The 25090-nt window shown below is 63.9% G+C and carries 30 protein-coding genes; 10 read left to right on the top strand and 20 right to left on the bottom strand.

From position 1 onward, the window contains the following. The first annotated feature begins 69 nt into the window (after positions 1-69). From ACZYZE_RS03710 to ACZYZE_RS03675, 8 genes are all read left to right on the top strand, one after another. A complete protein-coding gene (locus ACZYZE_RS03710; RefSeq protein ID WP_459318132.1) occupies positions 70-1080 on the top strand; it encodes a P1 family peptidase in 1011 nt (336 codons plus the stop codon). A gap of 168 nt (positions 1081-1248) precedes the next feature. Next, the gene (gene infA / locus ACZYZE_RS03705; protein ID WP_011775571.1) at positions 1249-1470 is read left to right on the top strand and encodes a translation initiation factor IF-1; all 222 of its coding nucleotides are present in this window, start codon (positions 1249-1251) and stop codon (positions 1468-1470) included. A 69-nt stretch (positions 1471-1539) separates the two neighbouring features. Next, positions 1540-1653, top strand: coding sequence for a 50S ribosomal protein L36 (gene rpmJ, locus ACZYZE_RS03700; RefSeq protein ID WP_009358722.1), 114 nt, complete (start codon positions 1540-1542; stop codon positions 1651-1653). A 175-nt stretch (positions 1654-1828) separates the two neighbouring features. Further along, positions 1829-2203, top strand: coding sequence for a 30S ribosomal protein S13 (gene rpsM, locus ACZYZE_RS03695; protein ID WP_264354696.1), 375 nt, complete (start codon positions 1829-1831; stop codon positions 2201-2203). 52 nt (positions 2204-2255) lie between these two features. Next, positions 2256-2657 (top strand): 30S ribosomal protein S11, encoded by a 402-nt coding sequence (gene rpsK, locus ACZYZE_RS03690; RefSeq protein ID WP_018773682.1) that lies wholly within the window; start codon positions 2256-2258, stop codon positions 2655-2657. A gap of 133 nt (positions 2658-2790) precedes the next feature. After that, on the top strand, positions 2791-3801 hold the full coding sequence (locus ACZYZE_RS03685) for a DNA-directed RNA polymerase subunit alpha (protein ID WP_136321891.1): 1011 nt from the start codon (positions 2791-2793) through the stop codon (positions 3799-3801). Positions 3802-3880: 79 nt separating this feature from the next. After that, the gene (gene rplQ, locus ACZYZE_RS03680; protein ID WP_459318131.1) at positions 3881-4450 is read left to right on the top strand and encodes a 50S ribosomal protein L17; all 570 of its coding nucleotides are present in this window, start codon (positions 3881-3883) and stop codon (positions 4448-4450) included. 31 nt (positions 4451-4481) lie between these two features. Continuing rightward, complete coding sequence (locus ACZYZE_RS03675; protein WP_459318130.1) at positions 4482-5372, top strand: tRNA pseudouridine synthase A; 891 nt, start codon at positions 4482-4484, stop codon at positions 5370-5372. Between the two features lie 47 nt (positions 5373-5419). Here ACZYZE_RS03675 and ACZYZE_RS03670 read toward each other — a convergent pair whose 3' ends face one another. Continuing rightward, the gene (locus tag ACZYZE_RS03670; protein WP_463906313.1) at positions 5420-7093 is read right to left on the bottom strand and encodes a sensor histidine kinase; all 1674 of its coding nucleotides are present in this window, start codon (positions 7091-7093) and stop codon (positions 5420-5422) included. Positions 7094-7313: 220 nt separating this feature from the next. Here ACZYZE_RS03670 and ACZYZE_RS03665 point away from each other — a divergent pair, with 220 nt between their 5' ends. After that, on the top strand, positions 7314-8084 hold the full coding sequence (locus ACZYZE_RS03665) for a response regulator transcription factor (RefSeq protein ID WP_459318128.1): 771 nt from the start codon (positions 7314-7316) through the stop codon (positions 8082-8084). 6 nt (positions 8085-8090) lie between these two features. Here ACZYZE_RS03665 and ACZYZE_RS03660 read toward each other — a convergent pair whose 3' ends face one another. The 19 genes from ACZYZE_RS03660 to ACZYZE_RS03570 form a co-directional block, all read right to left on the bottom strand. Next, positions 8091-8558: an Hpt domain-containing protein gene (locus tag ACZYZE_RS03660; protein WP_463906311.1), complete on the bottom strand. Its 468-nt coding sequence runs from the start codon at positions 8556-8558 to the stop codon at positions 8091-8093. A 111-nt stretch (positions 8559-8669) separates the two neighbouring features. Next, a complete protein-coding gene (locus ACZYZE_RS03655) occupies positions 8670-9554 on the bottom strand; it encodes a type II secretion system F family protein (protein ID WP_459318126.1) in 885 nt (294 codons plus the stop codon). 6 nt (positions 9555-9560) lie between these two features. Continuing rightward, positions 9561-10496: a type II secretion system F family protein gene (locus tag ACZYZE_RS03650; protein WP_463906308.1), complete on the bottom strand. Its 936-nt coding sequence runs from the start codon at positions 10494-10496 to the stop codon at positions 9561-9563. Between the two features lie 7 nt (positions 10497-10503). After that, complete coding sequence (locus tag ACZYZE_RS03645) at positions 10504-12006, bottom strand: TadA family conjugal transfer-associated ATPase (RefSeq protein WP_463906306.1); 1503 nt, start codon at positions 12004-12006, stop codon at positions 10504-10506. Further along, positions 12007-13203 (bottom strand): CpaE/TadZ family protein, encoded by a 1197-nt coding sequence (locus tag ACZYZE_RS03640; RefSeq protein WP_463906304.1) that lies wholly within the window; start codon positions 13201-13203, stop codon positions 12007-12009. After that, positions 13200-13952: a Flp pilus assembly protein CpaB gene (gene cpaB / locus ACZYZE_RS03635; RefSeq protein ID WP_463906303.1), complete on the bottom strand. Its 753-nt coding sequence runs from the start codon at positions 13950-13952 to the stop codon at positions 13200-13202. Before cpaB (ACZYZE_RS03635) ends, ACZYZE_RS03640 begins: the two co-directional genes overlap by 4 nt. A 46-nt stretch (positions 13953-13998) precedes the next feature. After that, on the bottom strand, positions 13999-15039 hold the full coding sequence (locus ACZYZE_RS03630; protein WP_463906301.1) for a pilus assembly protein TadG-related protein: 1041 nt from the start codon (positions 15037-15039) through the stop codon (positions 13999-14001). Further along, a complete protein-coding gene (locus ACZYZE_RS03625; protein WP_463906299.1) occupies positions 15027-15401 on the bottom strand; it encodes a TadE/TadG family type IV pilus assembly protein in 375 nt (124 codons plus the stop codon). The genes ACZYZE_RS03630 and ACZYZE_RS03625 overlap by 13 nt, the downstream gene beginning before the upstream one ends. Before the next feature lie 98 nt (positions 15402-15499). Then, entirely contained in the window at positions 15500-15736 is a 237-nt protein-coding gene (locus tag ACZYZE_RS03620) for a Flp family type IVb pilin (protein WP_463906297.1), read from the bottom strand. Positions 15737-15796: 60 nt separating this feature from the next. Further along, positions 15797-16033 carry a Flp family type IVb pilin gene (locus ACZYZE_RS03615; RefSeq protein ID WP_463906295.1) on the bottom strand — a complete coding sequence of 79 codons (237 nt, stop codon included), beginning with the start codon at positions 16031-16033 and terminating at the stop codon, positions 15797-15799. Between the two features lie 261 nt (positions 16034-16294). Then, complete coding sequence (locus ACZYZE_RS03610; RefSeq protein ID WP_463906293.1) at positions 16295-17176, bottom strand: type II secretion system F family protein; 882 nt, start codon at positions 17174-17176, stop codon at positions 16295-16297. A 13-nt stretch (positions 17177-17189) separates the two neighbouring features. Continuing rightward, the gene (locus ACZYZE_RS03605; protein WP_463906292.1) at positions 17190-18140 is read right to left on the bottom strand and encodes a type II secretion system F family protein; all 951 of its coding nucleotides are present in this window, start codon (positions 18138-18140) and stop codon (positions 17190-17192) included. Positions 18141-18142: 2 nt separating this feature from the next. Beyond that, on the bottom strand, positions 18143-19621 hold the full coding sequence (locus ACZYZE_RS03600) for a TadA family conjugal transfer-associated ATPase (protein WP_463906290.1): 1479 nt from the start codon (positions 19619-19621) through the stop codon (positions 18143-18145). Beyond that, positions 19618-20823, bottom strand: a complete 1206-nt coding sequence (locus ACZYZE_RS03595) for a CpaE/TadZ family protein (RefSeq protein WP_463906289.1) — start codon at positions 20821-20823, stop codon at positions 19618-19620. Before ACZYZE_RS03595 ends, ACZYZE_RS03600 begins: the two co-directional genes overlap by 4 nt. Beyond that, on the bottom strand, positions 20820-21614 hold the full coding sequence (gene cpaB, locus ACZYZE_RS03590; RefSeq protein WP_463906287.1) for a Flp pilus assembly protein CpaB: 795 nt from the start codon (positions 21612-21614) through the stop codon (positions 20820-20822). The genes ACZYZE_RS03595 and cpaB (ACZYZE_RS03590) overlap by 4 nt, the downstream gene beginning before the upstream one ends. 23 nt (positions 21615-21637) lie before the next feature. Then, entirely contained in the window at positions 21638-22657 is a 1020-nt protein-coding gene (locus ACZYZE_RS03585; protein ID WP_463906286.1) for a pilus assembly protein TadG-related protein, read from the bottom strand. After that, complete coding sequence (locus ACZYZE_RS03580) at positions 22645-23049, bottom strand: TadE/TadG family type IV pilus assembly protein (protein WP_463906284.1); 405 nt, start codon at positions 23047-23049, stop codon at positions 22645-22647. Before ACZYZE_RS03580 ends, ACZYZE_RS03585 begins: the two co-directional genes overlap by 13 nt. A 136-nt stretch (positions 23050-23185) precedes the next feature. Continuing rightward, positions 23186-23395 (bottom strand): Flp family type IVb pilin, encoded by a 210-nt coding sequence (locus tag ACZYZE_RS03575; protein ID WP_463906283.1) that lies wholly within the window; start codon positions 23393-23395, stop codon positions 23186-23188. 269 nt (positions 23396-23664) lie between these two features. Beyond that, positions 23665-24330 (bottom strand): prepilin peptidase, encoded by a 666-nt coding sequence (locus ACZYZE_RS03570; protein ID WP_463906281.1) that lies wholly within the window; start codon positions 24328-24330, stop codon positions 23665-23667. 295 nt (positions 24331-24625) lie between these two features. Between ACZYZE_RS03570 and rplM the strand changes: the two genes are divergently transcribed. Continuing rightward, a complete protein-coding gene (gene rplM / locus ACZYZE_RS03565) occupies positions 24626-25069 on the top strand; it encodes a 50S ribosomal protein L13 (protein ID WP_024367145.1) in 444 nt (147 codons plus the stop codon). Positions 25070-25090 lie beyond the last annotated feature (21 nt).

Genomic DNA, 25090 nt, shown 5'->3' with positions numbered 1-25090 from the left:
GGGGACGCGAAAGACGCCGGGCGGTCCCCATCCGCTGCCGGGTTCGGTCCAGGGGAGCACAATGGAGCCATGACTGCGATAACTGCCCTGACCGCGATTACGGACGTCCCCGGGGTGCGGGTTGGCCACTCGACGAAAACCGCTGACGGCTGGCTTAGCGGGGTGACAGTGGTGCTTCCCCCCGCCGGGACTGTGGGGTCCGTCGATGTGCGCGGCGGCGGCCCCGGAACGCACGAGACCGATGCCCTGGACCCCACCACGCTGACGTCCACCGTCGACGCCGTCGTCCTCACCGGGGGAAGCGCCTACGGCCTGGTGGCCGCCCACGGTGCCCAGCGCTGGTGCGAGGAGGACGGCCGCGGCTTCGCGGTTCAGGGGGGTGTGGTCCCGATCGTCCCGGCCGCGGCGATCTTCGACCTCGGCCGGGGCGGGAACTTCACGGCCCGCCCGGACGCGGCCATGGGCTACGAGGCCGCCGCGGCCGCCGCCGCCATGCAGGACGGGCACGACGTCGAACGCGGCAACGTAGGAGCCGGCACCGGAGCAGCAATCGGCCGCGGCAAATACAAGGGCGGAGTAGGCGCCGCCTCCATCACCCTGGACAACGGCGTCGTAGTAGGAGCCCTGGCGGTTGTCAACGCGCTGGGACTGCCGTTCGACGCATCGCCGCAGAGGGTTTCGGCCGCTGCGGCGGAAGCCGGCGGCAGCACGGTTGGCGCGACAGCGCCGCCCTTGGATCCGCCGCCGCCCCCGCTCAACACAACCCTCGTCGTCGTCGCAACCAACGCCGTCCTGGACAAGGCCGAATGCAAACGCACGGCGTCGGCGGCCCATGCCGGATTGGCCCGGGCGCTGAACCCGAGCCACACCCTGGCGGACGGGGACACGGTGTTCTGCCTGGCCACGGGAGCGGTCGCTCTGGACCGCAGCAGCGAGGCCGCCAGGCAGGTGAGTCTCATCACCCTGCAGAGTGCGGCAGCCGACGTCGTCCGCCTGGCCATCCTCGATGGGATCGCCTGCGCGGAGGCTGTGAGCACTCTGGCAGGCGAAATTGGTGCATATGGCGGCCGAGTGCGCTAGCATGGCTGGATTTAACATTCGGCCCGAAATGGCGTAGTGTTGCCTGTTGGTTGTCTGCCCTGTTGTGCCCTTTTGTGGCCGGGAGGCATCAGCCAATCAATCAAAAACGTCCGCGGTCATTTTCGGTGCAAGCCGGAAGGCTGTGGCAAACAACAGTTAGCGGAGGGTATGGCCAAGAAGGACGGGGTCATTGAGATCGAGGGCGTTGTGACTGAGGCGCTGCCTAACGCGATGTTTCGCGTTGAGCTCACCAACAAGCACGTCGTTCTGGCACACATCTCTGGAAAGATGCGCCAGCACTACATCAGGATTCTCCCTGAGGACCGGGTAGTGGTGGAGCTGAGCCCGTACGACCTGACACGTGGTCGTATCGTCTACCGCTACAAGTAAACACTGGGTGGCCAGAGCAATAGCCGAAGGCCGGTCCAGTCGACCAACTGCAACACGCAAAGGAACGCCATGAAGGTCAAGCCGAGCGTCAAGCAGATCTGCGAAAAGTGCAAAGTGATCCGCCGTAATGGCCGGGTCATGGTGATCTGCGAGAACCCGCGCCACAAGCAGCGCCAGGGCTAATTTTCCCTTTCGGGAAAACCCTGGGTTGCTAACCCACGCAAGTAAATAAAGGCAGCACAAGCTGATTTGGGACGTATGGGCCCGTACAGCTAACCCCCGGTCGGAGGCTGGGGCCGCACGAACTGTGCGGGTGTACTGCCTACGACCTCCGGTTTATACAAGGAGCACTGCCTCTATGGCTCGTCTCGCTGGCGTAGACATTCCCCGCGAAAAGCGGTTGGAAATTGCGCTTACTTACATCTACGGCGTGGGCAAGACCCGTGCACACGAAACCCTGGCTGCCACCGGCATCAGCGCCGACGTTCGGGTCAAAGACCTGTCCGACGCCGAGCTGGTCCAGTTGCGTGATTACATCGAAGGCAACTACAAGGTTGAGGGTGACCTTCGCCGCGAGGTAGCCGCTGACATCCGCCGCAAGGTTGAGATCGGCAGCTACGAAGGCCTGCGTCACCGCAAGGGCCTGCCCGTACGCGGACAGCGTACGAAGACCAACGCACGTACCCGCAAGGGCCCGAAGCGTACCGTCGCCGGCAAGAAGAAGACCCGTTAATCCCTGAGGGATTAACTCGGCTTTCCCCCGATAACTTTCTGTAGGAGAAAAAATGCCCCCGAAGACTCGTGGCGCGGTTCGCAAGCCGCGTAAGAAGGACAAAAAGAATATCGCGCTGGGCCAGGCGCACATCAAGAGCACCTTTAACAACACCATCGTTTCCATCACGGATCCGAACGGTGCTGTCATCTCATGGGCTTCGTCCGGTGAGGTTGGCTTCAAGGGCTCGCGTAAGTCCACCCCGTTCGCTGCCCAGATGGCTGCCGAAGCCGCCGCAAAGCGTGCACAGGAGCACGGCATGCGCAAGGTTGACGTATTCGTCAAGGGACCGGGTTCCGGACGCGAAACGGCAATCCGTTCACTGCAGGCCGCTGGCCTCGAGGTTGGATCCATCCAGGATGTTACCCCCAGCGCCCACAACGGCTGCCGTCCGCCGAAGCGCCGTCGCGTCTAAGGCTTTCCAGCGCACAGGAGCTTGCCCGGACCCTCAACGGTCCGGGCAGGCCCAGCCGCGTTAAGTCTTCAGACCGATCTTTCCACCACCTGTGTTGCGTCATATAGCGGATGCTCGCCGAAAGGAAACCTAAGTGCTCATTGCACAGCGCCCCACCCTCTCCGAAGAGGTCGTCTCCGAAAACCGCTCCCGTTTCATCATTGAACCGCTGGAGCCGGGCTTTGGTTACACACTCGGAAACTCCCTCCGCCGTACCCTGCTTTCCTCCATCCCCGGAGCTGCTGTAACCAGCATCCGGATCGATGGCGTGCTGCACGAGTTCACCACGGTTCCGGGTGTCAAGGAAGATGTCACTGAGATCATCCTGAACATCAAGAGCCTGTCGGTTTCCTCCGAGCACGATGAGCCGGTTGTTGCTTACCTGCGCAAGCAGGGCCCGGGAGTCGTCACCGCCGCGGACATTGCTCCGCCGGCCGGCGTCGAATTCCACAACCCGGATCTGCACATTGCCACGCTGAACTCGAAGGGCAAGTTCGAACTCGAACTGACCATCGAGCGCGGCCGCGGCTACGTTTCGGCAGCTCAGAACAAGTCCGGCGATTCCGAGATCGGCCGCATCCCGGTCGACTCGATCTACTCGCCGGTCCTGAAGGTTACTTTCCGCGTGGAAGCTACCCGTGTTGAGCAGCGCACTGACTTCGACAAGCTCATTGTCGACGTCGAGACCAAGCAGGCAATCGCCCCGCGTGATGCCGTTGCTTCCGCAGGCACCACCCTGGTGGAACTGTTCGGTCTGGCCCGCGAGCTGAACACCGCAGCCGAAGGTATCGAGATTGGCCCGTCGCCGACGGATGCTGCCCTGGCAGCTGACATGGCCCTGCCGATCGAGGATCTGGACCTCACCGTCCGTTCCTACAACTGCCTCAAGCGTGAGGGCATCCACACCGTGGGTGAACTCGTGGCCCGCTCCGAGGCCGACCTCATGGACATCCGTAACTTCGGTGCGAAGTCCATCGATGAGGTCAAGGCAAAGCTGGTTGAACTGGGCCTGTCCCTCAAGGACTCGCCTCCCGGTTTTGACCTCGCAGCACGCGCCGCAGCAATTGAAGAGGACGACGCCGCGTTCAGCGACGACGAACTCTAACAAACAGATCTTGGCTGGCGGGCTGAACACACCACGGTGTGTGAACAGTCCACCGGCTTCCAAATGAGGAGAAACTATTATGCCTACCCCCGCTAAGGGTCCGCGCCTCGGAGGCGGAGCATCGCACGAGCGTCTGATGCTCGCGAACCTTTCCGCCGCTCTTTTCGAGCACAAGCGGATCACCACCACGGTGACCAAGGCCAAGCGACTGAAGCCGTACGCCGAACGCCTGGTGACCTTCGCCAAGCGCGGCGACCTGGCTTCCCGCCGTCGTGTACTCGGTCTGATCAGCAACAAGGGCATCGTCCACGAGCTGTTCACCGACATTGCACAGGCAGTGGAGAACCGCAACGGCGGCTACACCCGTATCACCAAGATCGGCAACCGCAAGGGCGACAACGCTCCCATGGCTGTCATCGAACTGGTTCTCGAGCCGGTATCCGCTAAGCAGGCAGTGGTAGCCGAGGCTACCGCCGCCGCCCAGCGCGACGCCGACAAGAAGGACGCCGTCAAGGCCGCTCCGGTTGTTGAGACCGAAGCTGCTGAGACCGAAGAGGCCCCTGAGGCTGAGGTCGTTGAAGCTGAAGCTACCGAAGAGGCTCCGGCCGCTGAGGAAGCAGCCGAGAAGTCCGAAAAGGACGCGAAGTAATTCGCTGATTTCTTCGCATAGACTTAAGTCTATGAACCACCAGAAACCCGCTGCCCCCGTTAGAGGGGGCGGCGGGTTTTTGCGTATCCGGCTTGATCTCGCGTACGACGGCGGGCCGTTCAGCGGCTGGGCCGTCCAGCCCGGACGGCGCACCGTTCAGGGCACGCTTGAAGCGGCCCTCGCGATGCTGATCCGCCGCCCGATCCGGGTCACCGTCGCCGGCCGCACCGACGCCGGGGTACACGCCCGTGGCCAGGTGGTCCATCTGGACCTCAGCGAGACCGAATGGGTGGGCCTGAACCGCGGTGTCGAGCTGGATCCGGCGGTTGCCCTGCTTCGGCGCCTCCGGGGCGCCCTCAGCCGGGGGCTGGGAGATCTCACCGGAGCGGTCGAGGTCCACAAAGTCTCTATCGCACCCGCTGGCTTCGACGCCCGCTTCTCCGCGCTCTGGCGCCGCTACAGCTACCGGATTGCCGACGGCCCGGAGCTCTGGGACCCGCTGGGCCGGACCTCGACGCTCTGGCACGGGGAACCGCTGGACGTTGGACTGCTCAACGAAGGCGCCTCGCTGCTGCTCGGCCTGCAGGACTTCCGGTCGTACTGCAAGCCCCGCGCGGGCGCCACCACCATCCGGGAACTGCAGCGCTTCGAGTTTGCCCGCGGATCCGACGGGGTGATCGTGGCCACCATCCAGGCCGACGCGTTCTGCCACAACATGGTGCGCTCCCTGGTGGGCTCGGCGCTGTTCGTCGGAGAGGGTGTGGAATCCCCGGGCTGGATGCTTGACCGGCTGCTCGCCCGCCAGCGGGACGCCAAGTCCGTGTTGGCGGCCCCGCATCCGCTCGTGTTTGAGGAAGTGGACTACCCCTCCACCAGCGGCCTGCTCGCCAGGGCGGAACTGACCCGGGCCAGGCGCCGGTAGCGGCCGGCCACGCGACGTGCCGCACCCTGGTGCGGCGCCGCCGCCGGCTAACGCGGGGGCGTGGTGCCGTCGGCGGGGAGCGCGACGGTGAACGTGCTGCCGTGCCCCGGCCGGCTGTTGCAGCTGATGGTTCCGCCATGTCCTTCGACGATGGCCTTGGTGATGGACAGCCCCAGCCCCGCGCCCGGGATGGAATTGGCGCGGACAGCCGGGCTTCGGAAAAACCGGGTAAAGACCTGCGAGGCATCGGCCGCGGTCATTCCCATGCCTGTGTCCTCTACATGAAGCCGCACCCAACCGTCCCCGGTACTGGCATAGATCCGGACGATCCCGCCATCCGGGGAATACTTGATCGCGTTGGAGACGAGGTTGTCCAGTACCTGGCCGATCCGCAGGGGATCGGCCTCTGCCCACAGCGGGGCGGAAACATCGGCGGACAGCAGGACCTGCATTGAGCGGGCGTGCGCCTGGGCCGAACTCAGGGCTGCGTCCACCAACGCCGCCAGATCGGTGCGGCGGGGGCTCACCGATACCGCCGGGCGGCCGGGCATCAGCAGGTCAGAGACGAGGGCCAGCAGCCGTTCCGCGTTCCGCTGGGCGATCTCGATGCGCCGTACCGCGGGCCCCGGAAGGTCGTCGACATCGCCGAGGACGAGGTCCAGGTTCCCGATAATCGATGTCAGCGGGGTGCGTAACTCGTGCGAGAAGTTGGACACGACCTCATCCTTGGCGGCCAGTGACTCGATGAGCCCTGTCACCTCGTTGAATTGCACCACTGATCCACCGGATCCGCCGCCGCCGTCCGTGAAGGGGCGGCCGCCGGCGGAAACCACTCTTCCGCCGGGCGTGTCCCCGAAGCACACGAGGTAGTCCGCAAAAGTCTCGCCGGCGGCCGCCCGCTGGATGGGACGACGGCCGAGGGGCAGGGGTGCCGCCTGGCCGTGGCTAGTCAGGATCAGCTCCGCTTCCTGCACCGGAGACGAAGAGGCGCAGGGCGCCGCAGAGGCCTCCAGCTGCGACTGCCAGCTGTTGGTGAGCAGGCGCCTGCCATCGGTATCGAGGGCGACGATTCCGACGTCGACGGTGTCAAGAATCTGGCTCAGCAGGCGCTCGCGTCCGGTGCCGTCCGCGAGTAAGGCCTGGAGTTCAGCTTCCCTGGCCTCACTTCCGCGCCGCTCGTGCCATAACCGCGACCTGACAAGCCATAAGGCGAGGGACACGCCCAGCATCATGAGGGGCACCAGCACGGCCGTGGCGATCCGGTCCGGCGTGAGGCTGGACCCCGGCTCGAACAACCACGGCAGGCCGGCCAGCAGGGGGCCGAAGAAACTCAGCGACAGGCTGGCGGGGGCCGGGAGGCTCGAGCCCGAGATCCACACCACGGGAAGGACGGCGAGTACGCCCAGATCCGGTAGGCCTTCGACGCCGCCGCCGCGGGTGAGGCCGATTGCGACGAGGCCCAGCACCGGAATGACGAGCGCAGCGTACGGCCCGAGACGCTGCCACGGCACGAGGATGCAGGCCAGGAGCAACCCCGTATGCAGGGCCAAGGCGGCACGGCTCAGGGCATTGTCGAACAGGCCAGGCCAGAAGGCAGGCGCCACGACAGCGACGGCGGCCATGACGAGCGTCAACGGCAGCTGGCACAGCAACACCTGGAAACGTGGCGGCAATGCCCTGAAGTAGCCGTCCGGATCCCGGACCAGTCGCGGTTCACTCAATGGGCACGCGCCCCTTTCTCGCTGCTCCATTTTTACACCTTTTGTCACAAAGTTGACACAATGAATCGGCATTGTGGCGTGTGTTGCTGCGGCGGAAGCGATTTTTTGCCTCGGCGTGGGTATTCTGACAGGGCCGATGCAGCGCAAACGGGCAGTTTTCGAAGACTGCTCTGGCGCGTCCGCCATGGTAGAGCCAGCAGCACCAGACGTGAGGGGGGCCATGAGTGACCTTGGAGTCGCCGTCGTAGTAGAAGACGACGAAGACGTTCGTAACCTTGTCCAAGCCGTGCTGAGCCAGGCCGGATTTGAAGTCCATGCCGCGGCTGGGGGGCAGGAAGGTGTCGACATGGTCCGGCTCCGCGAGGCCAGCGTCGTCACCCTGGATGTGGGCCTGCCGGACATCGACGGCTTCGAAGTTCTCCGCCGGATCCGGCAGTTCAGCGACGCCTACGTCGTGATGCTGACGGCGCGGACCGATGAACTGGATACCCTGACCGCCCTTCATACCGGGGCGGACGACTTCATGACCAAGCCGTTCAGGCCCCGTGAACTGCGCGCCCGGGTGGCGGCGATGATGCGGCGGCCACGTCAGGACGGGCCCGGCGGCCGGTCCCTTGACACGACCCCGCGGGCGGCGGCGAATCCGGGGCCCGTCGCCGATGCCGTATTCCGCCACAACGGCCTGGAGCTGAACCCGGACACCCGATTGGTCACCGTCGACGGCGACGCCACCAGCCTGACCCGCAGCGAGTTCGATCTCCTGCACGCCCTGCTGAAGGGGGCAGGCGCCGTCCGGTCCAAGACCCATCTGGTCAGGGTGGTGCGCGGCGAGTACTACAGTGCCGACGCGTACATCAGCGAATCTGATGAACGGGCCGTGGAAGTCCACATCGGCAACCTCCGGCGGAAACTGCACGAAGACTCCCTGCGGCCGCGCTGGCTGCAGACCGTTCGCGGGGTGGGCTACCGGCTGGCGCCGGAGCGGACGTAGCCCGTCTCACAGGTTGTGCGGTGCCTGGCAGTCCCAGAGGACGTAGCCGAACTGAAGTTCGTCCACGGTTTCGCTGCCCTGCTCCGCCACGTCGCCCAGCATCGACTGCGCCTGGCCCATATCGCCGTCCCGGACGGCTTCCTCGAGTTCGCCGGCGAGCTGGGCGAGCCGGACGCCTCCCACCATCGTCGAGGACGTCTTCAGGCTCAGCACTGCGTCGAGAGCGGCGGCCTGGTCGCAGCGGGTGACTGCCGAAGCCAGCGAGTCGTAGCGCTGGTCCCACATGTTCGCGTAGTCCCGGGCGAAGCCCTTGGCGACGGTGGGGCTGTCCAGCTGGACGCCAAGCTCCTGGAGCGCCGCGGGATCCACGAGCGGTGCCACGTCGGAGACGGCCAGCCCGGCTCCGCTGGGGGAGGTTTCGGGGGAGAAGGAGGTGTTCGCATCGCCGTCGTCTGGGGCACCTAGGAAGGACATGTCACCACGCTACTGCCTGCCCCGTTGGACGCCCTGAACTCCGGGCTTTCCTGCGGAAACCTTGTGGGTTGCTTGCATGCCCGCCTTGCGGCGCCGCGGGCAACGCCGCCGCTACGGGCCACTGAAGGTGACCATCGCGTTGATGACGGCCGGGCCAAGGATAGCGATGAACAGCACTGGAAATATGAAAAAGAGGAGCGGGAAGAGGATCGTCACGGGCAGCTTCATGGCCTTTTCCTCGGCCCGCTGCCGGCGCTTGACCCGCATCACCTTGGCTTGGATCCGGAGCACCCTGCTGATGGCGATGCCGTAGGTGTCTGCCTGCACTATCGCCTGGACAAAGCTGCGCAGCTCCGGGATGTTGGTCCGCTGCGAGAGCGCTTGGTAAGACTCGCGGCGGCTCCTGCCCACCTGCATGTCCTGTAGGGTCCGGACAAGCTCCTCTGCGAGGGGACCCTTGCCGTTCTCTCCGGCTCGGGCCATGGCACCTTCGAAGCCCAGGCCGGCTTCTACCGAAATCAGCATCTGATCCAATGTATTGGCCAGTTCCAGCTGCATGATCTTCTGGCGTTCCTGGCCCTTGCTGTAGAGCAGCAGGTCAGGGATGAAGTAGCCCAGGACTGCTACAAAGATCCCCACCAGCTTGAGCAAAGGCAGCGGGGAGCTCGTGCCGATGTACAGCCCGAGCACCGCTCCCAGAAAGCCAAGCAGCGGCTTCGCTGCCAGCACACGGCCAAGCGGCAGCGAGGCGGGACGCCCGGCCAGGGACAGCAGCTTGTCGAGTCTGCGGACATAGCCGGCGGGCGTGAGCCGGTAGGCGGCCCGCTCCAGCACATTGCTGTGACCTCGCTCGGCAAGCCCTGCGGCATCGGTGCCAACAGCAAGCATTTCCCGGATGGCGCGCTGGGACCTCCGGTCCACGGAGATCAGTGACCAGAGGAGGTATCCGAGCGGCAGGGAGACCAGTAGAACGGCGAGGAGTACACGGGGATCCATGGCGCCTCAGAATTTCAGGTCGATGATCTTGCGCATCCACAGACCGCCGATCGTCATCAGGACGACCGACGCCGCCGTCATGGCCCATCCCAAGGGGTGCGTGAACATAACGTTCATGTAGCCGGGGTTGACCAGCATGAGCATTGCCACGATGCCGATCGGCATCGCCATCAGGATGTAGGCGGAGAACTTGCCCTCGGCGGCGAGGGATTTGATGTGTCCCTTGATTTCGCTCCGCTCCCGGATTGTCTCGTTGACCTGGTCCAGGACCTCGGCGAGGTTTCCGCCCACCTCCCGGTTGATCTGGATTGCCTGCGCGATCCAGACGAAGTCCTCGTTGCTCATCCGCTCGGCCGTGTCGTTAAGGGAGGCCAGCAGGTCACGTCCCAAGCTGGTTTCTGTGACGACGCGGCGCATCTCTTCCGACGTCGGGCTCTGCGACTCGGTGGCCGCAGCATCAATGGCGCGGAGAATACTGTGCCCGGCCCGTAGCCCGCCGGCGAGGAGCTGCAGGGTGTCGCCCAGCTGCTCATCGAACTTTCCCCGCCGTCTGCCAGCCAGGAACCCGACCACGAGGTGCCCCACGAGCGGTGCCAGCAGGACAAGGAGCAGTGCCAGCAGGGGCCCGGCGACGAGGAAGCCAGCCAGCGCCCCGACGGAAGCTCCGGCCGCCAACAGCACGAAGAAATCGGCTTGGCTCATGCGCAGCCCGGCGATTTCCAGGGCTTCCCGGTTGAAGAGCCGGACCTTGCGCTGCGAAAAGAATCCCTCCACAAGGTGTACGGCGGAGCCGGCAAACCGGGTCAACTGGGAGTCGGACTGGTTCTGGAGGGGCCTCCGCCGGTCCAGCGGCACACCGGTCCCGGCCGAAGCGAGCAACGCATAACTGAGCAACAGCACCGCGGTGAACAGCAGACCTACTCCGATAAGTAACAGCGTCATTCCTGCCTCACGCCCGTCCGGCCGCGGTCAGCGGGGCCGCGAACACGCTGGGGGAGACGTAGATGCCCAGATCCTCGAAGCGGTCGATGAAGCGCGGACGGATTCCGGTGGGCACCGGCTTGCCGAGGAAACGGCCGTGCGCGTCGACGCCGGCGGAGTAGTCGAACACAAAGGCGTCCTGGAGCGTGACGATGTCCCCTTCCATGCCCTGCACCTCCGTGACGTGTGTAATCCGGCGGGTACCGTCGCGGAGGCGGGAGATCTGGATGATCAGGTTCACGGCCGAGGCGATCTGCTCGCGGATGGCGCGCAGGGGCAGGTCCATGCCGGCCATCAACACGAGGGTTTCCAGCCGCGCGACGGCGTCGCGCGGCGAGTTCGAGTGGACGGTGGACAGGGAGCCGTCGTGGCCGGTGTTCATGGCCTGCAGCATGTCCAGGGATTCACCGCCACGGACCTCGCCCACCACGATCCGGTCCGGCCGCATCCGCAGCGAGTTCCGCAACAGTTCGCGGATGGTGACCTCGCCCTTGCCCTCGGTGTTCGGGGGGCGGCTTTCGAGCCGGACCACATGCTGCTGCTGGATCTGGAGTTCGACGGCGTCCTCGATCGTCACGATGCGCTCGTCGTGAGGCAGGAAGGACGAGAGCACATTGAGCAGTGTTGTTTTGCCGGTGCCGGTGCCGCCCGAGACGATGATGTTCAGTTTTGCCTTCACGCAGGCATCCAGCAGCTCGGCCATTTCCGGCGTCAGCGTGCCGAACTCGATCAGGTTCCGGACCGTCAGCGGCACCTTGCTGAATTTTCGAATGGTGAGAGAGGACCCTCCCACGGCGAGCGGAGGAATGACGGCGTTGACACGGGACCCGTCCTCGAGCCGCGCGTCCACGAGCGGCGACGACTCATCGATGCGGCGGCCGACTTTGGACACGATGCGCTCAATCACCTTGCGCAGATGGTCTTCGGAGCTGAAGCGCGATTCGGTCAGGGTCAGCTTGCCGTTCCGTTCGACGTAAATTTGGTCCATCCGGTTGACCATGATTTCAGTGACGGCGGGATCGTCGAGGAGCCGCTGCAGGGGTCCGTAGCCCAGAACGTCGTCTGCGACATCCTGGACGAGGCGGGAACGTTCCTCGCCGGACAGCGGAACCTGTTCGGCATCGATGATGCGGATGAGCTCCTCCCGCGCTGCGGTGCGGAGCTCGTCCTCTTTGATGGCGGAATCGTTGAAGCGGGCGCCCATCCGCTCGAAAAGGGCAGTGGCGGCCCGTTGCTTGAGCGCCGCGAAGACGTCCACCGGCTGCTGGCCCCTGGAACGGTTCGCATCGGCCGGCTCAGCGAAGACGGCAGGTACCGTGACAGCTTGCTTTCGAAGTTCGACGACGGCGGGTTGCGTCGCCGTCGTCGGCATCGTCGGTATAGCCGGTAGATAGGGAGGGGCAGCCTGTGCCGACGTAGCGGTCGGGGGCTGCGTCCCCTCGGCGGTACGGAGCCGTTCGGACAGCTTCACTTACACCACCACCCGGCGGTGCAGCTTCTTCTGCGCGGTGGCCCGCCAAGCCGGATCGAACCGTGCCACGAGCTGTTTGAGCCCCTTGACGGCCGGATCCCTGCGTCCGTCCTGAAGCACCGGGATCCCCCTGTTGGTGGAGAACGCGACGGCCTTGGACCGGGGGATGCTGACATCCACAGGAGCACCGATGGTGGCCTCGACGTCCTGCACGCTCAACCCGGACTTGGAGTCGGCCATGTTGAGGACAACATGCCGGGTCTCGGGCAGCAGGTCGAGGCGCCGGAGAATCCCCAGGCCAGCGCGCAGTCCCCGGATGCTGGGAACATCCATGGTGGTGACCCAGACAACGTCGGTGCATTGCTCCAGGGCGGCCAGCCCGATTTCCGGAAGCCCGGGCGCCGTGTCCACAATGACGTACTGGAACTGTTCAGCAAGTTGTTCGAGCAGGCGGGTGATCTGGTGCGGCGTGATGTCGTCCGCTTCCTCCGGATTCCTGGGCGCGCAAAGCGCATAGATGCTCGCGGGATGGACGGTCAGGAACGCCTTGAGCACCAGGGAATCCCGGCTCGCGGAGGAAGACACAGCGTCGGTTACGGTGTGCTCGGGGTTTAGGTAGAGCCCGGAGGCCACGTCGCCGAACTGGAGATCGAGGTCCACGATGACCACGCTCATCGGCGCGACCTTTCCCAGGCCAATGGCGATGTTCGTGGCGATGGTGGTCTTGCCCACGCCGCCCTTGGGCGAAAAGACGCCAATCACGAGGCCACGAGGTGCTTCCGGACTCTTGACTGCACTGCCGGGGCTGCGGTTGCGGCTGGCAAAGGACTGGCAGGCCCTCTCCAGCAGGACCCGGATCTGCGCCGGTTCAGCGCTGGGGCTGAGGATGTCCCGGATCCCGGCGCGCATGGCCAGCAGCACGAAGTCCGGGTCCGCCACACCCACCAGGATGACGCTCAGCTCCGGCAGTTGCACGTCGAAGACCGTCGCAATCCGCAGCGCGTCCTCCACCGGCACATCCGGCCCCAGGATCAGCACCTCGGGCCGTTCCTGGTTCAGGTTCGCGAACAACTCACCGGGGTCGGACGGATTGACGAAGGCGAAGGTCTGCAGCCCGCCGGGGAGACCTCCGGCCAAGGCCTGGCGAACCCGGGAATCAAAGTCGGTGTTGGGCGTGATCAGGACAAAGCGGCTCACTTGTAGACCTCGCTCTTCTGCATAATTCCGGGCCCGCTTTCCTTGGCATTGAGCGGTTCCTTGCTCAACCACAGGGTGGCGAATTCAGAGGCGAAAACAATCTTTGAAGCATTGACATCGTTGACGGCCACGGTCAGGAGCAACAAGCCTGTTGGAAGGGAAGTGTCCGCGGTGGGTCCTGCCGCCGAGCCGCTGGCCGAGGGCTGCGGAGTGGGAGCCGTGACGGGGGCGCGCTGCACCCCGGTCACCAGAACCTTGTGGATGGACAGCTGGGTGGTCTCCTTGTCCGGCTTGGCTTCAATGCCGCCGGCTTTCATGGAGATAAACACCCCAACGTGGTCCCCGGGCGAGACCTTCCCCCCAACAACGCGCTGGGGGTCCAGCTGGAATGAGATCTCCTGCAGGCCTTCGGGCACTGCCACGCTTCCGCTTGATTTCAGTGCCTCAGGCGCGACCAGGCGCTCCGCCACTAGCTGTTCGCCGGGGAGCAGTTCGACGGAGGTCACTTTGTCTGCCATGCCGTCGAGGTCCTTCAGCGTTGATTTGGTGACGGCTTTGGCGGGAAGGTCCTCACTGGCCACGAAGGCCTTGAGGGCGGCTACCGACGTGCCAGCGGGGACGGCTTGCTTCACCACCAGGACACTGACGGGATCGAGGCCCTGCACTGCCCGGGTATCGGCCCCCTGCGCATAGCTGACCACCAGAATGGCTCCGACGATGGCGAGCACTAGGGCCGCGACTCCTGCCAATAAGCGTGACTTCAAAAACTGCTCCTGAATTGCTAGGTCGGTGACGTTACTGGGTGAGTCGAACGATAGTTGCCCCAGTGGCGTCCACCGGGCCGAGGGTGAATCCGTCCGCCAGGGAGACGTACTTAATGAAGCTGCCGATGATCCCCCTGCAGCTTCCATCGCAGGCCACCGAGGAAGAAACGTAGGCTGTGGTGCTCCGGAATGAATTGGGGAGGTCGCCGTTACCGCTGAACTTCCAGCCTTGCACCTTGAACGCGGCGAAAGACTTCAGCCCGTAGACGGCTCCCGACCCCGTGCCGCTCACCTCATCGAAGACTGGCAACAGCACGACAACGTCCTTGCCAGCCGTGATGTCAGAGGCCCACCGCTGCAGGATTGCGGAGCAGACATCCGGGGCACCGCTGTTGCCCGGGTCGCTTCCGCCCTCGGCGAGGTCGAGATCTATCAATCCGCCGCAGACACCCGGATCACTGGTCAGCCAGCCAAAGCCACCCGAGACCGGGGCGCCGGACGGACCGTAGAAGCAGTCCGGGTTGGCGTTGCTGCCGTGGTTCTGGAGCAACTGCAGCGTACCGTCGACGTGGTTCTGAACTTGGCAAATCGAGAAAGTGACGGGAAACGCCGTAGGACCCGCCAGCGGGCTGCCCCACTGGACCGTTGAAGCGGCCGTGACCTCGGTGGTGTTGATGCCAAGGGCGCGGGCGAAGAATAATGAAACCTGGTTGGGTTCCTTGCCGGCTTCCTGGGCTCCGGCCGTGACCGTGACTGTGCGGGCGGTTTTGTCCAAGTTCAAGGACTGGACATTGCTGAGCCCGTCCCCGGCGTTGCTGCTGGCGAGGCTGCGTGCAAGGGCTGAGGTAGCCGAGCATTCGGGATCGGTGGAGTCTTTGGCGCATTTCTGGGCCACGGCCAGGGCAGCTGCGTCCGACCCGTTGCGCAATTGGGTCCGCTCGGCGTACAGCATTCCGACGTCGATCGCGAGGGCAGCGAAGCCCAGCACGGCGACCATGAGGATCGCGACGAGGACGCTGATGACGCCGCGCTCTCGGGTTACGTCGGGTTCCTGTCCAGCTAGCCGCCGCATAGCATGACTCCTTTGCCTTCCATCGGAAACGGCCCTGCGATGCCGGTCATTGTGGAAAGCGAATAATTGATCTTGAGCGTCATTTGGGCGCCCGAAGTGCAAGTGACAGGACTTATGGTGATGTTTGCGTCCGTCAGTGCCGGCTGCAGGCCCATCGCCGCGTTCTTGACTGCTGTGCGGGCGGCCATGGGGGTGTTATTGATGGCCATGACCCGAACGCCCTCTCGGGCGGCGCTGGAGAGGGTGACCTGGGCGTTGTAGGCGCGGCCGAACTCCATGATTCCAAGGAGCAGCATGACCAGGACCGGGGCCAGGAGGGCGAACTCCACGGCGACGGCGCCCCGTTCAGATGTCTTGGACAAGGAGGACTGCCTTCCTGGATTTTATTCTCGCCGGTTCCTGAAACAGAGGGTTGGGAAAGGCCGGAGCCTTCCCCAACCCTGTGGATCGCCTGCTTCTGCTACTTGGAGCAGCTGCCGTCAGTGGGGGAGGCGCCTGTGGTAGCCGCCGTGTAGACGCCGCCCTTAACACTGCACTGGACCGAGTTGAAAGTCTCCTTCAAACTCCCGCCGAGGAGTGTCACCGCGACGATGATCACAACGGCGATCAGCGAAACCATGATGCCGTATTCGACGGCGGTGGCGCCGCGCTGGTCGCGGCGAAGATAGGTCGCGATGTGGGAGAAGAGGGAACGCATGTGAACTCCTGAGCGAGTTGGGTGTCGGCCTACGCCAGCGTCGGGACGAAAATGGTCGTGTTACTTCGAGCAGCTGCCGGCTACGGGAGAGGCACCCGTCGTGGCTGCCGTGTAGACGCCGCCCTTGATGCTGCACTGGGTCGAGTTGAAGGTCTCCTTCAAAGTCCCGCCCAGCAACGTGACCGCAACGATGATGACGACTGCGATGAGGGAGACCATGATGCCATATTCGACGGCGGTGGCGCCGCGCTGGTCACGGCGAAGACGGGTTGCGAGGTTGGCGAAAAAGGAACGCATGGGTGACTCCTGAGCGAGGTGGGCGGCTGGCCCTGCACCAGCACTGAGAGGAACTTAGCAAGCGCCGACACGCCGAGGATTCGTCCTTGACGCATCCTGTGCCAAGGCTTCCCAACCTTCCCTTTTCCTGTACCTTCCCTGCACTTCCCTGCGCGGATACTGCGCTTGTCCCCGCCACGACCGGCACGCAGAGGGACCCCCTCGGCTCTGGGGTCCGAGGGGGTCCGGTCTATTTGGGGCGGTTCTAAGCGACTGCCAGGGCTATTTGTTGGCGAAAACTTCCATGATGCTCAGTACGGTCGGCCCAAGTACCACGATGAAGAGCGTGGGAAGGATCGTGAAGATGAGTGGGAACAGCATCTTCACCGGCATCTTCATGGCATGCTCTTCCGCGCGTTGACGCCTTTTCACGCGCATGTCTTTGGCCTGGGAGTTGAGCACGTTGGCGATCGCAATGCCGTAGGTGTCTGCCTGGACCACTGCCCGGACGAAAGAGCGAAGATCCGGAACGTCTACGCGCTGTGCCATGGCCAGATACGCCTCCTTCCGGGAGCGGCCCACCTGGATATCTTGAAGAGTCCTGATCAACTCGTCGGCAAGGGGCCCCTTACCGTTCTGGCCTGCCCGCGCCATTGCTGATTCGAAGCCAAGGCCAGCCTGCACCGAAATCAACATCTGGTCCAAGGTGTTGGGGAGTTCGAGATTGATGGACTCACGGCGTTTTTGCGCGTAATTCCGGATCAGAATGTCCGGCACGAAGTAGGCCAAAGCCGTGACTCCCGCCATGAGCAGCACCTTCGGGGCCGTAGGTCCCGAGGCGACAACGAATATGCCCATCACGGCTCCGGCCAGGGCCAGTAACGGTTTCACCATAATGACCCGGGCCAACGGCCAGTCCTTGGGGCGCCCGGCTCCGGCGAGCTGCTTGTCCAGCCACGCGGCGTAGCCCGGGGGCATCGCTTTCTTGGTCATGGATGCGAGCTGCTCGTTAGCGGAGAGGGCAGATCCTCCGGAGTCGGGACGTCGCCCCAGATTTGACTGGATGTTCCGCAGGCCGGCACGGTCGCCCGTGAACGCGAGCCATGTCATGACTGAGATTGGCAGGATGACCGCCAGGATGGCGGCATAGGCAGTGATTTGCACGGTTATCTCCTTCTCAGAACTTTGGCTTGATGAGTCGGCTCAGCCAGAACCCGCCTCCGGCGAGGAGGACCAAGGCGGCCGCAATCATCAGGTAGCCCGGGAGCGTGGTGAGGAAGACCTTGTGATAGAGCGGGTTGAAAAAGGTCAGCCCGATGAACATCACGATCGGAAGCGCCATGAGCACCAGCGCAGACATCCTGCCCTCCGCGCTGAGCGCTCGGATCTGACCGCGGATCTGGTTCCGATCCCTGATGGTCTCGCCCACATGGTCGAGCACCTGGGCGAGATCTCCGCCGACTTCCCGGTGGATGTCAATGGCCCTGGCGATGACGCCGAAATCCTCGTTGGCTGTCCGGCCGGCTACATCGTTGAGCGACTCGCCGAGGTCCCTGCCGATCCTGGTCTCGTTGACGACCCGGCTCAGTTCCTCCGTCATGGGCGCTTCATTCTCCTGGGCTGCGGCGTCAACCGAACGCAAGAGACTGTGCCCGGCCCGAAGGCCGCCGGCAAACATTTGCAGGGTGTCCGGTACCTGGTCGTCGAATTTTTTCCGCCGCCTGGCTATGAGGAAATTCAGGAACAGGATGAGGCCAACCGGCGTGAGGACCAGCATCAGCGCTGCGAAGAACGGGCCGCCAGCGAAGAAACCCATAACGATGGCGACGAATGTGACGGCTCCGGACATCAGGAGATAGTCACCGGGCTGCTTCCTAAGGCCGGCCTCTTCGAGTTTTTCCCTGCTCAGGAGCCCGGAGCCGCTGCCCCGGACTCCTTTGTTCAGGGTCTGTACGGCCTGGTCCGTGAGTTTGGTCAGGTTCGAGGAATGCGCCTCGTCGACATCGGGACGGCGGCGGGCGAGCGCCACCTCCCGTGACTTGAAGACCATCGAGACAGTGATCGCCAGTGCCGCGTAGACCAGGAAGAGGCCGGCAACGAAGACGAGCGGGGACGGTTCTGTCAGCACTGTTACCGCCCCCTGGCCGGCTGCGCGCCGAAGACTGCCGCCGAGACGGGGATGCCGAGTTCGGCAAAGCGATCCGTGAATCGCGGGCGGACTCCGGTGGGTATCGGCTTGCCGAGGAATCGTCCTTCCGCATCAACACCTGCTGAGTAGTCGAAGACGAAAGCATCCTGCAGGGTAACGATGTCGCCCTCCATGCCCTGGACTTCGGTGATGTGGGTGACGCGGCGGGTGCCGTCGCGGAGCCGGGAGATGTGGACGATCAGGTTCACGGCCGATGCGACCTGCTCGCGGACGGCCCGCAGCGGGAGATCCATGCCTGCCATGAGCACCAGCGTTTCGAGCCTGGCGATCGCGTCCCGGGGCGAGTTTGCGTGCACCGTGGAGATGGAGCCGTCATGGCCGGTGTTCATGGCCTGCAGCATGTCCAGGCACTCGCCGCCGCGGACTTCGCCGACTACGATTCTGTCCGGCCGCATTCGCAGCGAGTTACGCACGAGATCCCGGATGGAGACCTCGCCCTTGCCCTCGATGTTCTGCGGCCGGCTCTCCAGCCGCACCACATGATCCTGCTGGAGCTGAAGCTCGACTGCGTCCTCGATGGTCACAATCCTGTCAGAGGCAGGAATGAAGGAGGACAGCACATTCAGCAGCGTCGTCTTGCCGGTGCCAGTGCCGCCCGAAACGATGATGTTCATCCGGGCCAGCACACAGGCCTTAAGCAGCTCAGCCATCTCGGGCGATAGGCTTCCCATGCTGATGAGGTTCTCGACCGTGAGTGGATCCCGTCCGAATTTTCGAATCGTCAACGCCGGGCCGTTCACCGCGAGGGGCGGAATGATGGCGTTGACACGCGAACCGTCGGCAAGCCTGGCATCCACCAGGGGAGACGACTCATCGATACGGCGTCCCACGTGGGACACAATCCGCTCGATGACTCGGCGCAGGGCATCGTCCGATGTGAACTTGGTGTCCGTCAGATGGAGCTGCCCCTCGCGCTCAACGTAGATCTGGTCGAAGCGATTGACCATGACCTCTGTCACGGCCGGATCGTCGAGGAACCGCTGGATGGGTCCGTGGCCCAGGACGTCGTCCGTGATCTCGCGGATCAGGCGTTGCCGCTCCAAGGCTGTGAGGGGGATCTGCTCCTCCTCAAGAACCACCTTCAGTTCGTCCTTCACGGACTGATGCAGTTCTGCCTCCTCGATCGACGAGTCGGTGATCCGGCCGCCAAGCCGCTCGAAAAGCGCCTGGCTGGCGCGTTCCTTCAGGGCGTTGAGCGCTTCACTGGCAACGGACGCCGTTTGCTGAACCTCCGCTACGTCCGCCTGCAGCTCCGCTGCGGTCTTGGCCTCAAGAATCCGGCCAAGGGTTGCCGGCGCCGCATGGGACTGGAAGACGTCCGTCGCCACAGGCCCGTGGCCCGGCGGCGGAACGGGCTGGGTTCCTCCGCGCAATTGCTGGAATCGGTCTGTGAGGCTCACTGGAATACCGCCCTTCTGTGCAGTTGCTTATGTGGCCTGGCTTCCCAATCGGGCTTGAAACGCTCCACAAGCTGGCGAAGCCCCTTGGCAGCTGGATCCCTGTTGCCGTCCTGGAGAATGGGAACACCCTTATTGGTCGAGAACGGCAGGCTCCGGGAACGCGGGAGCACCACGTCAACGGGTGCCCCGATGGTGGCTTCCACGTCCTTCAGGCTTAGCCCGGCGCGGCGGTCGGCCATGTTCAGCACGATGTGACGTCGATCCGGAACCAGGGCCAGCTCCTCCAGGATCTTGAAACCGGTCCGAATTCCCCTGATGCTAGGGACGTCCATGCCACAAATCCAGACCGCGTCGGTGGCTTGCTCGAGGGTAGCCAGTACGTGCTCGCCGAGACCCGGGGCGGTGTCCACCACGATGTACCGGAACTCCTGCCGGAGCTGGTCCAGTAGATGGGATATGTGTGCCGCGGTGATCCTGTCCATCTCCACAGGGGAACGCGGCGCGCACAAGGCGTAGATGCCGGCCGCATGCACGGTCAGGTAGGTCTTGAGGACCATGGAATCCTGGCTCGCAGCCCCCAGCACGGCGTCGGTGATGGTGAACTCCGGCTCCAGCAAGAGGCCACTGGCAACATCGCCGAACTGGAGGTCAAGATCGACGATGACGACGCTCATCGGCGCTGCCTTGCCGAGTCCGACTGCGAGGTTGGTAGCCACCGTCGTCTTGCCGACACCTCCCTTGGGCGACATCACGGCGATGACCCGCCCGCTCTCGCTATGGTCCACGTGTTCCGAGGCCTGGGGTGCCAGCCCCCGACGTCGGCCAGCTGCAGCCAGGCTGGCCCGTTCCAGCATGACGCGGATGGTGTCCGGGTTGGCGCCCGGATCCAGCAGATCCCGGACGCCGGAACGCATCGCTTGCAGCACTGTTTCCGGCGTGGACTCGGCGGCAAGGACTACGCTAATTTCCGGATATTGAAGGTCAACCACGGATGCGAGCTTCAGCGAGCCGTCGACCGAGAGACCAGGGCCCAGGATCAGGACCTCGGGCGGCTCCCCCACCATCTGGCGGAGCACATCGCCTGGACCTTCGGGCAGGTAGTCGACCTGGAATACCTGAAGCGAACCGTGCAGGCCAGTCACGGCGAGACGGACCAGCCGCTCGAAGTCGCCATTGGGCGTGATGAGTACGAAGCGGCTCATCGGAACAACCTTGATGAGTCAACGAAGTCCGCTCCGGTTTCGATGGCGTCGCCCGGTTCCTTGGACAGATAGACTTTGCCGAACTCGGCCGCGAACACGATTCGTTCGGCGTCAGCCGAGTTCCTAGCGATGGTAATCAAGTACGTGTCATCGCTCTTTGCCTTGCTGCTGGTCGTAGCTGACACCTGGCTTGTTCCGGATGCTGCGTCGGCGTTACCGGCCTGCGCGGCGGCGCCGTCGCTGAACTGCGCGGCCGTCACCAGTACTTTATGGAAACTGAGCTGCGTCTTGCTTGACTTCGCACCTGCCTGGGCGTTTGCCCCCGTCTCAGTGGCTTGGTCCAGTGAGAGGAAGACGCCGACGGTGTCCCCGGCTATGACCTTTCCGCCCGCCACGCGTTCAATGGGGAGCTTCAAGGTGAGCTCCTGCAGCCCCGCGGGAACCTGCACCCGTGACGGGCCCAGGAATGCCTTCTCCTCAACCATCCGGGTGGACAGCAGTTGTTCGCCTGGCATCAGGGCCACCGAGGTGACCCTGGATCCCAGGGTCGCCAGATCGGTGACGTTGTTTTCGGCCAGGGCCAACTTAGGTACGGACTTCCTGGTTACCGAAGCAGCGATCTCATCGGCGGATGATCCGGCCGGTATGGCCTTCTGTACCACGTAGATTGTTTCTGTTTCCGTGCCGGCCAATGCGCGCTTATCTGCATTCTGCACATATGAGACCAGTAATACGGTTCCGATAATCGCCACAAGTAATGCGGCTATGCCTCCCAGCAGGCGTGTTTTCATTTTGACCCCTTTAGAAATTGCAGTTAATTGATTAGCCTAATTTTTACGGTTCCGAGATCATGGCTGCCTCCCCCCGGCCCTCCCGCGGAGTCAATGGAGACAAACTTGACGAATTTGCCGATGATGCCGCGGCAACTTCCGTTGCACGCGTTGGCTGGGCTTCCAACCCAGGGCATTCCTGCCCGGAACACCTGTGGAGATCCGCCGCCCGAGAATGCCCAGCCGAGGATCCGGAAGGTGGCGTATCCCCTGATGTGGAACCATCCGCCGTGCCCTGTGCCCCCGGCGTCGTCATAGACCGGGAAGGTGGCTTCCACCGTGCCGCCGGCCTCAAGCGTGGTCTTCCAGGCCGCCACGACGGCATCGCAGGCACCGGGGTAGTTCGCCCCGGTATCTGTCGGAACGGTGTCTTCGGAGTCGGTCGCGGCGAGGCACGGACCACCCGTGTGCTCCAGCCAGCCGAATCCGCCCGGAATGACGTGGCCGGAGGTGGAGGTACAGGTTCCGCTGTCGGGCTTGTACTTAATCAGCTGGATGTCGCCCGTCACTTCAGCCCCGCTGAGGTCGTACTGGCAGTCCGAGATCGCGAGGGGGAAGGCCTCCGCCCCGCCGAGGGGCTCGATTGCGGCCGTTGCGTGCGCTCCGACGGTCACCGCCGGGGCGTTGAGAGCGCTGGCGAACATCTTGGTAAGAAATCCGGCGCCACTTGTGCCGTTGAGGGTAGAGGTGACCACCGTGACCTGGTTCGGTACCGACAGGTCGACTGAATCAACGGTTGTGGCGCCGTCGTTCGAATTAGGAGCGCTGAGTTCGGCGGCCCAGGCCTGGGCCTGGGAAACGGAGCAGCCGCCTGCCGCGTGGCACTGCTGCGCGGCGGCCATGGCCCCGGCATCAGCGGCATTCTGCAGTTGGGCGCGCTCGGCGTAAATTTGGCCGACATCAACTGCCATCGCACCGGCTCCGACGAGAACCAGCATCAAGACTGCGACCAAAACGCCCGCCGCGCCGCGCTCTTTGTCCCGGGTCTCCGTCAGCCGCCGCATCGCATGGCTCCTACGCCCTCGAGCGTCAGGCCGGCGCCGAGGAGCCCGGTCAGGCTGGCTGCGGTGTAGGTAACAGTGACTGTGGCTGTGGGGTCGCCGGCCCCGCAGTCGCCCGCGAAAGTGAATCCGAAGGATGCGGCAGTGAGCCCCGGCGCGCCGGCAACTGCCGCTGCCCGGGCCAACGCTTGGTCGTTGTGAATGGCCATGGTCCGGGCCGCCTCCCGGGCAGCCTGGGTGACCGAAATCTGAAGATTGTAGGCATGTGAGAACTCGACAATCCCACCAACCAGGACCAGCAGGATAGGCGCCACGAGGGCGAACTCGACGGCGGCGGCCCCCCGTTCGCGTCCTTGGGCGCCCGAACCGGGCGCCCTCTTAGTGCTGCAATTCATTGGATCCCCCCCGGGATAGATGCAGCTGAAGTAGGAAAGAAGTGTGCCGCGTCCGCGATTTACGGACGCGGCACACAGAATGTTGCTGAGACCACAGGTCGGGAGACCTATCTGACCGAGGTGTCGATGTTGCTGATTACGGAACCCGCCAGCCGTCGACTTCTCCACCGAGAGCGGTAAACCAGTCGCTGAGAGCCGCGCCGAAGATGGTGGCGCCGCCGATGACCGCGAAGGCGATGAAAGCCACGAGCAGCGAGTATTCCGTTGCGGTTGCACCCTTTTCGGGTGTGAGCTTGTCCTTGACGCCGGCGACGAAAGCGAGCATTGAGACCATGAGACCAGTCATTTTATTGTTCCTGTTCCAGAGTTTTGAATAGTGGTACGGAATTCCAGCAAATCCCCTTTGCTAATTCCCTGGAGTTCCGATGGGACAACAATTGCACGGCGATTAACGGCACGGCAATGACACCGGATACTCGACTTTTTGGGGGGGATTTACGCGTACTACTTAGCCCGGAATGGGGTGTACTCAGTTCTTCTCGGAATGGGGGTGCGCACTACTTGGTCTGGTTCATTCGCATGCCGTCGCGACTACCTGGAATGACCGGGATGCACCTATGGCATCAGCAGAATGACGGCAAGCCCGGCCACGAGCATGGACGGGCCGTAGGCGACTTCTGCTGGCTTGTTTCCGCGGTTTTTCAGCACGAGGAACAGTGAGGTGAGGCCGCCGGCAACGAAGCCCAGGGCTCCGCCGTAGAACAACTGGGACCAGCCCAAGTAGCCTAGGTACAGCCCGAGAGGCGCTGCGAGCTTCACATCACCCATTCCGAGGCCGTTTCTGCTGGTCAGGGCAAGAATGAGGTACAAAACGAACAATATGACCGCACCGGCGACCCCCCGCAACAGGTTTTCCGCAGCTCCGTGTGCACTTGCGGCGACGGTGAGCAGGACCAGCCCCGCTCCCAGCAGGGGAACTACCAGCCGGTTGGGCAACAGATGGTGAACCACATCGATCCGCGCCAGCTGCACGCCGGCGACTGCCAGTACCAGATAGGCGGCCAGCTCGGGGGAGGGGCCGAAGCGCCACGCGAGCAGTGCCGACACCACCAAGGTGAGAGCCGCCGTCGTAATTCTGGGACGGAGCGAACGTGCGCCGGCAAGCTGCGGCAGTACCCGGCGGATGAGGCGCTCCGCCAGCAGTCCCAGGCACAGCCCCGCCGCCCCGACTATGGCCAGGAAGAGCGCAGCCGCGGAACCTGTACCTACGGGATCGGACACGGTTCCTCCAGGGATGCGGCGGGCCGGCGGCGGGCGGGATGCATCCGGACACCCCATTTTGACCCAATGGCCCATCTTCCGCTATTCTTGGTAGTCGTTGTGCGTGTCCTTTCTCGATGATGCGTGCCCGTATGAGAATCCGGTTGCAGGATAGCTACTCATCGTGCACATTCGGGACCATAGGACTACTGGTTACATGGAGCCCTCACCTCTGTTCCGGTAGCGCATAGATAGTAGGTGCACCTTCGCGTGACGCCTAAAACAAGAACGCCAGAACAAGAACGAGGCAAACACCGTGCGTACGTACACCCCGAAGCCCGGCGATATCAACCGCCAGTGGCACGTCATTGACGCCACAGACGTTGTCCTTGGTCGTCTCGCGAGCCAGACCGCAATCCTGCTGCGCGGCAAGCACAAGGCCACCTTTGCGTCCCACATGGACATGGGCGACTTCGTCATCATCATCAACGCTGAAAAGGTTGCCCTCACCGGCGCCAAGCTGGAGCAGAAGCGCGCATACCGCCACTCCGGTTACCCGGGCGGCCTGACCTCGGTCACCTACGCGGAGCTGCTGGAATCCAACCCGGTCCGCGCCGTGGAGAAGGCCATCAAGGGCATGCTCCCGAAGAACTCCCTCGCTGCACAGCAGCTGGGCAAGCTGAAGGTTTACAAGGGTGCCGAGCACCCCCACGCCGCCCAGCAGCCCAAGACTTATGAAATCACCCAGGTCGCCCAGTAGTCCTGGCCACCAAACAACTTA

It is taken from the genome of Pseudarthrobacter woesei (assembly GCF_055412745.1).
Note: the sequence above shows the minus strand (reverse complement) of the source record. Positions and strands in the feature narration are given on the sequence as shown.